10 protein-coding genes are annotated in these 13,478 nt (G+C 47.0%); 5 read left to right on the forward strand and 5 right to left on the reverse strand.

Annotated elements, in window-relative coordinates:
• Positions 1 to 69 precede the first annotated feature (69 nt).
• Entirely contained in the window at positions 70 to 1,536 is a 1,467-nt protein-coding gene (locus ABT58_RS06570; RefSeq protein ID WP_047873666.1) for an NfeD family protein, read from the reverse strand.
• Positions 1,537 to 2,027: 491 nt separating this feature from the next.
• On the opposite strand from ABT58_RS06570, the gene ABT58_RS06575 reads away from it, so the two are divergent.
• On the forward strand, positions 2,028 to 3,254 hold the full coding sequence (locus tag ABT58_RS06575; protein ID WP_229821549.1) for a transporter substrate-binding domain-containing protein: 1,227 nt from the start codon (positions 2,028 to 2,030) through the stop codon (positions 3,252 to 3,254).
• A gap of 71 nt (positions 3,255 to 3,325) precedes the next feature.
• Here the strand turns inward: ABT58_RS06575 and viaA are convergent, their stop codons facing one another.
• Both viaA and ABT58_RS06585 read right to left on the reverse strand, forming a co-directional pair.
• Positions 3,326 to 4,774, reverse strand: coding sequence for an ATPase RavA stimulator ViaA (gene viaA / locus ABT58_RS06580; protein ID WP_047873497.1), 1,449 nt, complete (start codon positions 4,772 to 4,774; stop codon positions 3,326 to 3,328).
• A gap of 15 nt (positions 4,775 to 4,789) precedes the next feature.
• Positions 4,790 to 6,445, reverse strand: coding sequence for an ATPase RavA domain-containing protein (locus tag ABT58_RS06585; protein ID WP_047873498.1), 1,656 nt, complete (start codon positions 6,443 to 6,445; stop codon positions 4,790 to 4,792).
• Positions 6,446 to 6,973: 528 nt separating this feature from the next.
• Here ABT58_RS06585 and ABT58_RS06590 point away from each other — a divergent pair.
• The gene (locus tag ABT58_RS06590) at positions 6,974 to 7,840 is read left to right on the forward strand and encodes a GGDEF domain-containing protein (RefSeq protein WP_047873499.1); all 867 of its coding nucleotides are present in this window, start codon (positions 6,974 to 6,976) and stop codon (positions 7,838 to 7,840) included.
• A 110-nt stretch (positions 7,841 to 7,950) separates the two neighbouring features.
• Positions 7,951 to 8,769 carry a phosphate ABC transporter substrate-binding protein gene (locus tag ABT58_RS06595; protein WP_047873500.1) on the forward strand — a complete coding sequence of 273 codons (819 nt, stop codon included), beginning with the start codon at positions 7,951 to 7,953 and terminating at the stop codon, positions 8,767 to 8,769.
• A 100-nt stretch (positions 8,770 to 8,869) separates the two neighbouring features.
• On the opposite strand, the gene ABT58_RS06600 is transcribed toward ABT58_RS06595, so the two are convergent.
• Complete coding sequence (locus ABT58_RS06600; RefSeq protein ID WP_047873501.1) at positions 8,870 to 9,718, reverse strand: sulfurtransferase; 849 nt, start codon at positions 9,716 to 9,718, stop codon at positions 8,870 to 8,872.
• A gap of 199 nt (positions 9,719 to 9,917) precedes the next feature.
• On the opposite strand from ABT58_RS06600, the gene ABT58_RS06605 reads away from it, so the two are divergent.
• Complete coding sequence (locus ABT58_RS06605) at positions 9,918 to 10,910, forward strand: lipid A deacylase LpxR family protein (protein WP_047873502.1); 993 nt, start codon at positions 9,918 to 9,920, stop codon at positions 10,908 to 10,910.
• Positions 10,911 to 11,027: 117 nt separating this feature from the next.
• Here the strand turns inward: ABT58_RS06605 and ABT58_RS06610 are convergent, their stop codons facing one another.
• Complete coding sequence (locus ABT58_RS06610) at positions 11,028 to 11,852, reverse strand: DUF5718 family protein (RefSeq protein WP_047873503.1); 825 nt, start codon at positions 11,850 to 11,852, stop codon at positions 11,028 to 11,030.
• A gap of 268 nt (positions 11,853 to 12,120) precedes the next feature.
• On the opposite strand from ABT58_RS06610, the gene ABT58_RS06615 reads away from it, so the two are divergent.
• A complete protein-coding gene (locus ABT58_RS06615; RefSeq protein ID WP_053063001.1) occupies positions 12,121 to 13,350 on the forward strand; it encodes a S1 family serine peptidase in 1,230 nt (409 codons plus the stop codon).
• The last annotated feature ends 128 nt before the right edge of the window (positions 13,351 to 13,478 follow it).

Genomic DNA, 13,478 nt, shown 5'->3' on the forward strand with positions numbered 1-13,478 from the left:
CTGCAGATTCGGTAGCGACACGTTGATATTCGGTGTTGATCTCATGGTGTTAATCTCAAAGTGTCAGCCTCACGGTTCTTCTGACTTGGAATGACCAACGACCACATCAAGCGACAGCCCTTTTACGCGGGTAACAATGACACGTTGTCCCCTTTCCAATGCATCGGGACAATGCGCCTGCCACACTTCGCCATCCACCAGCACTCGTCCATCCCCCGGAAAACCACTCATGACGGTCGCTTCCTCCCCGAGTAACACTTCCACACCGGTTGTCACGGGTTTTCGCCGTGACCGCAGCAGCATGGTCAAAATCACAAACGTGAACAAGGCCGACACCACCGTAAAGCCCACGATCAGAGGCACCGCAATTTGGTATCCCGGCACTTCGGTATCCATCAACATAATGGAGCCCAGCGCGAAAGCGACAATGCCACCTAAGCCCAATATGCCAAAACTGGGACTGAACGCTTCTGCAATCATTAACGCGATACCCAGTAATATCAGCCCCAATCCCGCGTAACTGACCGGCAGCATTTGTAAGGAGTACATCGCAAGCAGCAAACAGATCCCGCCAAGTACCCCAGGTAAACCCACACCGGGGTTATAAAACTCGAGCAATAAGCCATAAATCCCTATCAACATCAGAATATAGGCGACATTCGGGTTCGTGATGACGGCCAAAAGCTTGAAGCGCCAATCTTGTTCACGTTCCACATAGGCCACATTGGAAAGTGCAATGGTGCTTTCAATGCCATTGATCATCACTGTCCGCCCGTTCGTTTGGGCAATCAGGCTATCCAGATCAGGCGCGATAAAGTCGATCACATTCAGCTCTCGTGCTTTTTCCGCATCAATACTGGCAGCTTGTGTCACCGCTTTTTCCGCCCATTCCGCATTTCTGCCATGTAGCTTCGCCAATCCCCGAATGTAAGCTCGGGCATCATTGATCACTTTCTTTTCCATGGCCGTTTTAGCTTTGATATTTTCTTCTTCATCTGGCATGGCGGAAGTCTCATCACTGGTGCCGGAACCATTCGCCGGGTCACGACTGGCTGACTCTGACTCAGAGGATGAATCCGGTGATGAGACGGGTTTGTCTTTCTTGGGAGCGAAGGGATTACTGCTGCTATCATCAGGTTCTTTACCGCCAGGCCCCGTCATAGATACAGGTGTGGCAGCGCCCAAATTCGTGCCCGGCGCCATGGCTGCAACGTGGCTAGCAAGCAGGATATACGTACCTGCACTGGCAGCCCTCGCCCCAGCGGGACCCACCCACGTTGCCACAGGCACAGGGGAAATGGTGATCGCGCGTATGATATCCCGCATTGAAGTGTCTAACCCACCGGGGGTGTCCATTTTCAGTACAATCAGTTTGGCATTTTCTTCATGGGCTAATTGTATTTCACGCGCCACATAGTCACTGATAGCAGGCCCAATGCCGCCTCGTACATCCACCACCCAAACAGTTTGCGCTTGAGCTAACGTACTCAGTAACCCACTTAATATCCATAAACACAATCCAGCCAAAAAAGACACACGTCGCATATCCCCTCCAGACTTTCATTGATGATCTGAGATTCCACCGGTTGGGACGAAAGCCCGTTTATCTGTTTCATGCGCCTCACACGATGGACATGGATGCCCTTCGTCCCTATCAGTTTGGATAAACCAGTAAGCATTTTGTCGAGTACCGGTAAGTGCGCAATAAAAAAGTGAAACCATTGGATCTTAAGCATAGTCCATGGCATCTCAGCGCTTTGTGTCAAACTCACAGAACCGCGTTAAAAGCCATGCACAGAATCACTGATAGATACGCACCAATATCGCCATTTGATCCATGGCCTGATACTTGTTCTTACTCCATTGCCTCGTTCATGGTTTGCTCGATCCTTTGAATGCTCTTTGCTGGGATGCGCTTTTCACTCACGAAAACATGACGCTAAAGTGATAAAGGAATGACGGTTTTACGAATATGTGATGAAGCCTGCTTATACTGAATACAGACCTATCAGTAACAAGGCAAATGAATGGCAACCAATACACACGACAGAACACACCGCAGAACTCACCGCAGACCCTGCACCTTATCTCGTGAACATCATTGTGCCTATTGCGTATTTTCCTGCCTGCGTCTGTCTATCGTGTTATTGGTATTTACTCTGCTATCCATGCAAGCGCATGCCGAACAAGAAAACTCAATAAAACAAGAAATTACCGCCAACCAAACAGCCACAAAGCCTTCCTCAAATGCACGCGTACAAGTCGGCAGTTACAATTGTCCGCCTTTTGTCATTGAACATGATGACGGCACCTACTCAGGACTCAGCATTTTTCTATGGCATAAAATTGCCGATGAGCTGGGATTAGAATACAAGATCACCAACCATGGGTTGGAAGAATTATTGAATGATGTTGCCTCACAGACGCTCAACATCGGGGTCTCTTGTATTTCCATCACACCTGAACGGGAAGAAATACTCGATTTTTCCCACTCTTTTTATGAGACACACCTGGCGATTGTAGTGAAACAGCAAGGGCATTTTGCCACCATCAAGCAGATCCTAACCAATACCAAACTGCTCAAAGTTTTAGGCTTCTTTATGGCGGCCGCTGCGATCGTCGGTGGAATTTACTTCCTGCTGGAACACAAAGTGAATGACAAACTGTATTCTATGTCTTCAAACAAAGCCAAGCTGATCGAGGGGTTCATCTTAGGCTTGCTGTTTATCACGAAAGGCCCATTTAACTATTACGAATTTCGCACACTCACAGGGCGGGTGTTAACGGTGATGCTCGCCGTCTTTACGACCTTTTTTATTGCCAGTATCACAGCGGTGTTAGCCAGTACGTTTACCCTCGGATTATTAAGTTCAGATATCAAAGGACCCAATGATCTGGCCAAAATGCGAGTCGGCGCCAAACAAGCATCAACGTCCTCTCTGTTTCTGACTAACCACAGTATTGTCCACCGCAGTTACCCGGATACCGCCGACCTGCTCGTGGCTTTGGATCAGGGTGAAGTTGATGCCATTGTGGCAGATGATGCCGTGCTGAAGTTCATGATCAAGAAAGCCAAAGAAAATGGAGAATATGAAAGTCTCGTCATTCTCCCCTATCAATTTGAAAAACAGAACTATGGGTTGGTGATTGAAAACAACAGTCCACACCGAGAGAAACTCAATCGGGCCTTGCTAAAAATACGAAAAAGCCCAGAGTGGCGACAGGCACTGAATGATTATTTTGCGACGAGGTAATCTCTAGTATTTAAGGAGAAACCTAACACAAAAAAACGAGGCTTTTCGCCTCGTTTCTTTTTACTCTGACCTTACCGCCACTTAAACAAGCGGCCAAGTCTTGAGGGGTGATAAGACCAACAATGGTCAAAGATGGTCATCAATTCAGGGTTACCGTACTTAGACAAGCTCACCGCGTGGAATCGGTTTTTATGCTCTTTCAGTTTATTGATGCGTTTGAGCATTTCTGTCGGTTGCGCTGGTGCAATAAAGTCCGATAGCACCACCAAATCGGCATTTTTGTATTTCTCCCCCAGCATGAGATCAATAGATTGATCCAACACCGGGCCTAAATCTGTGCCGCCATGAAAACTGTACGACAAGAAATTGAGCACTTCGCGTAACCCATCTTGCTTGGTCAATTCATAGGTAATTTGCTGCGTTGAAAACATGATCACATAGCAATCACGATCCTCCGCTAATGCGATTTGCATCAAGCCATAGGCTAAGGCTTTAGCGCATTGCTCTGGAAAGCCATTCATAGAGCCCGAGGCATCAATACACACAATGAATGGGCCTTTATCTTGCTCCACCTGTTTGGTTTGACGCTTATAGGCTTTCACGCGACGTAATTTACGTTGCGCCCCTTGCATGCGGTAGTTCAATAGGCGCTTATCAACCAAATGCTTGTAGAACACCACTTCCAGTTCAGGGTACGCCAAGAACATGGCTTCATTGGGTAACAACTTAGACAAGTCGTCGCTTTCATGGATCCCGACGATATCATCAGTGACACTGTCACTGCGCTCTTCCACCATTTTCAGATCTTCTGAGCGCACCCGCGCTTTATTCGGGTCATCAATCTCATTGGCCATGCGACCCAATTTTTCAGCAATTTCTTGCAGCCCATCGTTTTTTTTCAAAAACGTCGCCATGGTTTTCAGCGTGGTGACATCGGTACGGGTCAACTTGGCTTTCGCCATATCCCATAACCGACCGGCTTTGGTTTCATCACCCGCTTCTGTGACTTCATCCATCTGCTGCATGGTCTCAATGCGCTGGTACAGATCAGACAACAATTTCTCTTTGTGCTGCTCCAGTTCGTTCATCTGCGCTTCTGTTAATGCCTGCGTCAGATGTTGGTACCACTGATGACAAAAGAACTGCTGAAACATCGGGTTTTGTTTCTGTACGTCCTTATCCAGCAATGATTTTGCTTTGAAATAATAGGTCGATTGCCCTTCTAACTGTTTCACCGCCTCATGGACATGCTCACGGAAATACGCCGGCTCCCACTGGCTCACTTCCTGATACAGGCTGATCTCGCGTTGGAATTGATCTTCAACACTGACTTTGGTGATCCGCTGCTGCACCTGTCCCCGCCACTTATTGATTTGGCGTTTCATGGCAGACTTGATACCCGGGTTCGATTCCGCAGCCATCATCACTTGTGGCTGCATCATGAGTTCGTGAATTGCATTGTCGATAATGCCGGACTCACTCAGCATCAAGGCTAAGTTCATCCCTTCAGATATAGGCATAAGGGCTACAACTCCTTAGGCAAAATATTCGGACAATTGAGTAATGCGAAACGCATTTTTCTCAATCATGACTTTCAGGTCATGCACCGCGTCCGTGGCAAGCGACAAACTGTGTTCAATTTGTTCCGGCAATTGCGGATCAATAAAATTATGCGGTAATGCGCCGTGGAAACTACTGCGCGACATTTTCAGGTTATGTTCGGCATCTACTGCTTTTTCTGATGCGCGTTCGGCTTCTTTCAGCCAATGGGCTTGTTGTGCATCGGTAATACCATGCTCACCGGCAATACCCACCAGCACTGCACGATTGGCAATATCTTTAATGACCAAACGTTGTTGCGCGTCGACTTCAAACTGGAAACGACACAGGTGGGTATTTTTATTCACAAAGCCGTACATATCACACTGGCCTGATTTGATTTTTTTCTCAAACTCATCGCCATCCACATACACCCAGCGGCTATCGCCCTTTTCTTGCTCTGACACCGATGGGTTCTGCTGCAGCATCACCAGTTTGATCATGCGAGGATTATGATTGACGTTATAACGCTTGGCCGTTGAGAAATCGTATTTAAACCATTCCTTACGCATCATGGATTCACGGGTGAACGTCATGCACAGTTCAGCCAGAATCTCATTCTGAATATCTTCCAGAATGACTTTGGCTTCATTTGCGCTGGCCTGTGCGGCTTCCTGATTGAATGCTTTCTGCGTGGCAAAATCCTGAATAATAGTCTGAATAACCTGGCGAGATTCCGGGCTGTTCCACATACAATCACGTAGCAGTAGAAGATCCAATGGATTGATTGCGTCGCGGCCATTAAAGAAGGCACTGGCTTTCAGAAGGCGTACCGACTTTTTCCAGCGGCGGTCAGAGATATACAACTCACTCTCTTGTGCATCCACCCCATCCTCTTCCGCAGAACGCGTTTCAATCATGCTTTTCAGCTGGTAAATCTTCTCAAAAATAGCGTCTGAGAGTGTGATGCCATCAATGTGTGACTGCCAACTTTCGTATTCTTCATCCGTAATGGCTAACCCCGGCTCCATTTGCGAAATGGCTGGGCCTTCTCCCATCAACATGGCTTTAAAGTTTTGCTTCTCTTGAATACGGTTAACAAACACACGTACCAGCATGCGGTCGTACAAAGCTTCAAGACCGCTGTCTTCGTCCGGCAATTCATTCGATGCCGTGATGAGCAAGCGCATTGGCACAGGCAGAACGTCTTGCCCGTTTTTGAAGGTGCGCTCGTTCACCACTGTCAACAAGGTATTAAGGATAGCCGGCCCCGCTTTCCAAATCTCATCCAGGAACACGACTTGCGCGGTCGGCAAATAGCCGTCCACTAAACGGACATATTTACCGTTGTCTTTGAGTTCTTGAATGGAAAGTGGACCGAAAACTTCTTCGGGGGTAGAAAAACGTGTCATGAGGTAGTCGAAAAAGCGGCTGTTATCAAAAGCCTGAATAAGTCGCTTGGCAATCAAACTTTTCGCAATACCGGGCGGCCCTAATAAGAACACGCTCTCCCCGGCCAATGCAGCAAGCAGACACAATTTGATGGTTTCTTCACGCTCGTACACCCCGTTTGACAGGGCTTTGATAAGCTTTTGAATCCTCTCGGAAACAAGCGCCTTATTGGGTTGAGCACTGCTTGCCATTGTCAGCATATTTCCGACCTCTTTTGGTTAGCGCATCCTTGTGCATCACACTCTTAGTAGCATAGACACAAACAATACGTTGTTACAATGATGTTAATAGACATGTTTTGTTACATCCTTTATATATCAAAGACATTGTTTCAGCTCTAGCACACAATCTTTGTTTCCAATATTGAGATCCTGGTAACAGAATTTTCATCCAATATCTGTGCTTTTTGTATCCAATATCGAAATTTCCTCCATTTTTGTTGATGAAATATAAAAAATGTTGAGCGTTTGATCGCTGCATAAAGTGTGATGGGAAAGACTTTTTCGAGAGTCATTTTCAAGTCTTGCATTTACTGATAGGAAGGAAAGTATCAGAACGTCTTCTGGTGGAGATTTCAAAGAGTCAGTATTAACTCATGACTCATTGCACATATCATAGATAAATGACTAACGCGCTGTTTCATTGACATAAAAGTGTAAACAGATTGTATGCCCCACCCGGCTTTGTAATCATGAGGTGAATATCGAACACGAGTACTGTCTGCTTTCATGAATACACTGTCGCAACTCCCGCCTCGTCTTATCGTTTTTGTCTGTATCGGCGTATTATTGTCTGCGCTTGTACCTGCAAATGGCCAATTAGATATCGTCGTATCGATCATGACGTTGGTGCTGATCATCATGCTGCTACGTGAAGATGTGGATAAGAACATGCGCAGTTGGCTGATGTTAGCAACAGGCACCTATTCCATTGGGGTTCTGGCTGATATTCTCGATGAGGTGCCAGAGTTAGATTCACACTGGCTGATCAATTCAATCGACAATATCTTCATGCATATTGGCGTTTTTTTGATCTGCTTTTGTTTTATCAAAATGATGACCTCTCGCCGCTCACTGATTAATGAACTCAACAACCAAATTGACATTGCCCATCAATTAGAAGCGGAATTAAGCCGGTTGGTGTTAGAAGATGATCTGACGGGGCTGCAAAACCGCCGGGCCTTATTCCGTCATTTTGATGAAATGGCTTTTTCTCATGAACGCGGCGTCTTAGCCTATATCGATATCGATAACTTTAAACAGGTCAACGACACCTTCAGCCACGCGTGTGGTGATGCATTACTGGTAAAAATAGCTCAACATTTAAGAGACACGGCGCCAGCAGGCAGCCAAATTTACCGTATTGGTGGCGACGAGTTTGTACTGCTACTGCCTTCTGAAGACACCGAGAACAGTCAGGCGTGGTTGAGTGCGCTCTATGATGCCAGCGAAACCACGCGCGATTACTACCAGATTGATTTAAGCGTGGGTTTATCCCCTTATTACCCCGGTAACCTGAGCGATCCGGATGCCATTTTAGTCAAAGCGGATAAAGCGATGTATAAGGAAAAAATGGCTAAAAAAGACGAGAATTAACAGCAGCCAGTGATTTATTCTGTACTCATCCCATTCGACTTTTCACATTAGTGTCATAGTCTCGTAATAGCATGGGCGCCATTGTTCATTTGGTGCTATTGGAGATTGACATGTTTACCCGATCCACGTTGTACGCGATCATTGCTGGCTTGTCGTTCACGGCTTCTGCCGAAGACACAGTGACCATTACCGGATCGACCTCAGCGAGCCATATTGTAGAAGTATTGGCAGAAACCTACACGAAAGCGACACCTGATACGAATATCGAAGTACAAGGCATTGGCTCGTCTGCCGGGATACAAGCGCTGAAAAAAGGCGTGTCGGATTTGGGTATGAGCTCTCGCTATTTGAACACGGATGAAATTAAGCCGGATGTCGAAACGGTCTTGATTGCCCATGATGGCATTGCCATGGTGGTGCACAAAGACAATCCGGTCACCAACTTGTCACGTGAACAAATCGAGCAGATCTATCAGGGTAAAATCACCAATTGGAAAGACGTCGGAGGGCCTGACCTGTCAATGGCTGTCGTCAGCCGTGAAAATGCCTCGGGATCACGCTTTTCGTTTGAAGACTACATGCACCTGACTCGTGAAATTGATGGTCAAGTCGTTTCCGGAGTTAATCCACGAGTGTTGGTCGTCAATACCAATGGTACAGTGAAAAGTCTGGTCTCTCGCAACAAGCATGCCATTGGCTATATTTCATTGGGCTCTGTCGATGATTCTGTTAAAGCGCTCTCTTTTGATGGCGTTGCGCCAACGTTAGATAATCTTGAATCCGGTGATTATAAGATTTCACGTCCTTTTTTAATGCTATACAAACCTAAGAAAGTGGCCAAGCCAGCGAAAGCCTTTATGGATTACGTGACTTCGGAGAACGGGCAAACCTTAGTAGAGAAATACAACTACATGCCCGCCCATCAATAAGTCATATCCTGTTCTACATACAAAAAAGCCGACACACTTCAATTGCATCGGCTTTTCTATTCACTAAAATGTATTTCTACGAAAAGATATTCCGCGCGAGTTATTCCACGGGATATTTGTACTCGCTGCCCCACTCTGTCCAAGAGCCATCGTAAACAGTCAGCTTTTTACGGCCAGATAAATCCGCCGCCAATGCCAAAATACAGGCCGTAACACCCGACCCACAGCTGAAAATCAATTGCTGTTCGGGTTCACTCAACGCATCAAATCGCTGCTTTAACTGATCATCCGGCAAGAAATAACCGTTATGCAGCAATTGGCTAAACGGCAGGCTGTTTGCGTAATGCATATGGCCACTACGAACCCCTTCTCGCGGCTCAGGCTGTAAGCCATAAAATCGCTCAGCAGGACGCGCATCAAAGATTTGATTGTCCGGATCATTTAAGTGCTGATGCAAAGTATCCCCATCAATCACCCACGCATGATCTAAGGTTGCCTTATACTGGGTGGGTGTGACCGCCTCAGGGCGTTGCGTGTCCACCGCATACCCAGCGGCTCGCCAGGCAGGAAAACCGCCATCCAGCACGGCTACATGCTGATGCCCCATTGCACGGAACATCCACCATACCCGTGGCGCAGAAAACATCCCCTGACTGTCATACACCACAATGACACTGTCATTACTGACCCCTAACTGACCGACCTCGTCAGCAAAATGCGCAGCGGTCGGCAGCATGTGTGGCAAGCTCGCATCTGGATCCGCGATTTTTTTATCGAAATCGAAATATTGCGCATGAGGAATACGCTTTTGTTGCCATTCAAGATAGCCATTACGTTCAGACCCCGGCATAAACCAACTGGCATCCAACACCACTAACTGCGGATGTGTTAAATGCTCAGCTAACCATTCGGTAGAAACCCGTGAAGAAGGAAGCATTAACGCTGACATTTGATTTTCCTTTGCACAAAAAGAACCGCCATCACAAACATTGACGTATGAAACGTAAATACACTGGCGGTGAATCAACACTATTCGATATGATAAACAGACCATAGTTGCGGTAAAGGAATATCTCATGAAACAGACAAAGCATTGTCCCGCAACCACTGATGTACAGACACCTTCATGTTGTATCAAAGGATTGTCAATGAAACAAATCTCAAGCGCACTGATTGTTAGCAGTGTAATACTTGCAACGCCCGCTTTTGCATTTAATGCTGGCAGCTTCTCATTTTCCATGGATAACGACGGCATTGTAGGGACAGATCAGAACTACACCAATGGCGTGTTTTTAGAATATAACGCACCCGCCAGCCACAATTTGTCGATTGATGGTCCTGCTCCAATCCGTTTTGCCGCACAATGGTTACCTTTAGATGACGCCGCCAAACAAGGCTGGAGCCTGCGACTTGGCCAACAAATGTGGACGCCGGAAGACATTGAGTCAACCGAACCCGTCCCAAATGAGCGCCCTTACGCTGGGGTATTGTTTCTAGAAAGTGGCATTTACCAGTACACCCCGTCTTCTGTCGATAAATTTAACCTGATGCTGGGTGTTATTGGCCCGAATGCCTTTGCTGAACAAAGCCAGAAGTTTATCCATGAAATTATTGGATCCGATGATCCGATGGGCTGGGATTATCAAATCGAGAATCAAATGCTGTTTAATCTGGGTTATCAGGGTCATCGCCTGATCACTCGCCAACCAACATCAGGTAATAACAGTTACGACATCAGTGCGGTGGGCCGCTTGAATGCGGGTAATTATCAGAGTGAAGCTGCTATAGGCGGAGTCATGCGTTGGGGTAAGCACCTTGCTGATAACTTTGGCACCACGGGGTTTACGCCGGGTAAATTTGTCGACAGCGGCGTACTGGCCACCAGCCAATCCGGTTACTTTTTCTTTGCCGGGCTTGAGGGTCGCTACCGTTTTAATGATGTGACCATCGAAGGGGATCGCCCGGACAATGTGCCCGATACTCACATTGAACACTGGCAAGCCACTGCCGTGTTGGGTGCGGTGTATTATCAGCCAAAATGGGGAGCCAGCCTCAGTTTCGCCACCAATACGCCAGATTTTAAAGAAGATCCTCGCAGCTCCAACTCTAACGGTTCTATCGAGTTTTTCTGGCGCTTTTAATTCTCGCCTTTGATTCCCGAGCTCTCTTCAATATTTGCCCCAACAAAAAAGCCTTACTCATCACAAGTAAGGCTTTTGCATTTCAGGCTACCGTTCTAAATGGCAGAGAAAAATAACTTAGGCGACAAATTGCACCAATGCAGAAATGCCATCTTCATCGAACTGCCCGGCTTCAGCGCGTTTAACAATCTCTTCGGGTGTAAAACGTGTGCCGTCATACACCACAACCATACTGGTATCCCCAGACTTCAGGAAGGTGGTTTCACCGTATTCGGTATAACGGGTCGCACCGATGCTGATGATCGCCTGTGTTGGGTATTCAGCGTTGGCTAGGTGCATCGCAATGTGCTCTGTCGGGCCCACATCCTGCTGATTGTTCATACGATCCATGATCCAATCCAACAGCTTTTCATGGAAGTAGCTATAGCCCAATACCGGACTGTCTTCGCCGTAACGGTGCAATTCACCATCACGCAAATGGAAGCTGGCGATGCGGTATGCGTCCAGTTCACCACCTTCTGCCAAACTGGATAACGAGATCAAACGGTCAGATAAACCTTTGGTCTGCTCGCCCCAGTTTTTCTTTTCGCTGATTTTCTTCGCATTCGGTTTGCGAATTGAACAGTCATTGTAAGCAGCAAAATGCGTTGGCTTGATACTGACCACACGCTCACCGTCATAAGTGATATCACAGAGCAGTGCCACTTCCGGCTCGATTTGCAGATTGTCCGCATCATTTGGCGGCACAATCGTGTTATGTGACAACGGGTAAGTCGACAAGAAGCCCGCTTTTTCGGAAGGGACGTAAAAAGGGAAAATCGCTTTCGGCTGAATCGCTTCTTTCACTTCAACAGCAAGGAAGTCTTTATCTTCGCCCGCCTGCTCTAAGTGGCCTGCAAAATTACCTGCTACCCCAAAACCAATCACATGTTGATATGACATCCATTTATTCTCATGTTCAGCTAAATTACCGGTATTTTAACTGGCCTTGCACCAGTAGCACGAGAATTAGCTCACATCACGGATGATTGCTTCACGACATTTTTATTCATCGGCAAAGTTGTAAGTAATAATTAACCGTTATTTAACATGTGGTTATCTTTTAGTAAGATCGCCCTGCAAGAAACAGGACGTTAACTTATGTGAACCATGGGTATCAAAACTATGTTCATCCCAACGTGTTCACCCCAACGAAAAGGAATTTAGCGACATGGATAACCCGCAAATAACATTCCGCCCTCACCTACTGGCACTATCACTCGCCCTCCCTGCGGTGGCTTTCTCAGGCTTCGCCACAGCCGAGATGCCAGCGAGCGCAGATGTACATTCAAGCAAGGCCGCTTCAACATTGAACACAAAAGTGATGAACGGCGAACCAGCCAGCAGCGTTGCCAACGATTTACTGCCTTGGCAAGCTGCCATTATGTCAGAAGAAGTGTATGGCGGTTATTACTCTGGGTGTGGCGCCGTTATTATCAGTGATTACTGGGCAGTCACAGCAGCGCATTGTTTAGAAAGTTATGCGCAATTAGGCAATACCCTGATCGCTGGCACAACCTACATCCCTAATTCCACAGGTGAAGCGAATACCGTCGATGAAAAATTCAAATTCAATATTGTGGAAAAAATCAAGCATCCTGGTTTTAACGGTATCTATGACCTAGATGACGATATTGGACTAATCAAAGTTGACCGCCCGCTGTCCAGCGTGGCAAAACCGATTAAACTCGCCACCCCTGACGAACAAGCATTGGCCAATCAGGATTTTGTGAACACTTGGACACCAACAGCCGCTACCAATGGCAATGTTATTGCGTCTGGCTGGGGGAATACCGAACCTGATTTTCTCCCCCCTAATGAATTGATGGTGGTGAAACTCGCGGGCATTCCATTAGATCAATGTGATGAAGGTGATCTTCCTTTAACCGGCAGTTCTCACTTCGTCTGTGCCGACAGTAACATTCCAGACGTCAAAAAAGACGTATGTGCGGGGGATTCCGGCGGGCCGCTGATTTGGCAAAACCCGAACAACGCAGGTGATACCGATCATGGTTTACGCGTCATCGGCGTCACCAGCTATGGTCCTTACTGTGATGAAAAATATATCGGTAACCCACTTGCTCAAACCAATGGCCTCTACACAGAATTGGCGGCTTACTACGACTGGATTGCCCTAGAGACACAATTAAACCTGCCGGGCTTAGCCACTTCATCTTTCACTCACAATCCCTTTGATCTAGTGAGTGAAGATGCCACCAACCCTGATGCCGGAACCGGTAATGGTGGCGGTGAAGGCAGTGGTAATGGAGATGGCAACGGTGAATCAGGAAAAGAAACAGAATCTTCGACCACGTCTAAATCATCTGGTGGCGGTAGCATGCCGTTAGGCCTATTGGCCTCGTTGATGGCACTGGCTTTCTGGCGTCGTCAACTCGGATAAGTTCACCCAAGTCTGTTGATTAATATACTGAGGCCAACCCTGCATTTCCCCCTTGCAGCTGGCCTCTTTTATTGCTTCGTCATACCGAAAATACAGTCACATAAAAAAAGCGCCCGAAGGCGCTTTAG

It is taken from the genome of Photobacterium aphoticum, from assembly GCF_001029435.1.
Classification (GTDB): Bacteria; Pseudomonadota; Gammaproteobacteria; order Enterobacterales; family Vibrionaceae; genus Photobacterium; species Photobacterium aphoticum.

What these genes read in the sequence shown, in the direction of transcription:
- ABT58_RS06575 (WP_229821549.1), top strand. Translation starts at nt 2,028, where the DNA reads ATGGCAACCAATACACACGACAGAACACACCGCAGAACTCACCGCAGA.
- ABT58_RS06585 (WP_047873498.1), bottom strand. Translation starts at nt 6,445, where the DNA reads ATGCTGACAATGGCAAGCAGTGCTCAACCCAATAAGGCGCTTGTTTCC.
- ABT58_RS06590 (WP_047873499.1), top strand. Translation starts at nt 6,974, where the DNA reads ATGAATACACTGTCGCAACTCCCGCCTCGTCTTATCGTTTTTGTCTGT.
- viaA (WP_047873497.1), bottom strand. Translation starts at nt 4,774, where the DNA reads ATGCCTATATCTGAAGGGATGAACTTAGCCTTGATGCTGAGTGAGTCC.
- ABT58_RS06615 (WP_053063001.1), top strand. Translation starts at nt 12,121, where the DNA reads ATGGATAACCCGCAAATAACATTCCGCCCTCACCTACTGGCACTATCA.
- ABT58_RS06605 (WP_047873502.1), top strand. Translation starts at nt 9,918, where the DNA reads ATGAAACAAATCTCAAGCGCACTGATTGTTAGCAGTGTAATACTTGCA.
- ABT58_RS06595 (WP_047873500.1), top strand. Translation starts at nt 7,951, where the DNA reads ATGTTTACCCGATCCACGTTGTACGCGATCATTGCTGGCTTGTCGTTC.
- ABT58_RS06600 (WP_047873501.1), bottom strand. Translation starts at nt 9,718, where the DNA reads ATGTCAGCGTTAATGCTTCCTTCTTCACGGGTTTCTACCGAATGGTTA.
- ABT58_RS06610 (WP_047873503.1), bottom strand. Translation starts at nt 11,852, where the DNA reads ATGTCATATCAACATGTGATTGGTTTTGGGGTAGCAGGTAATTTTGCA.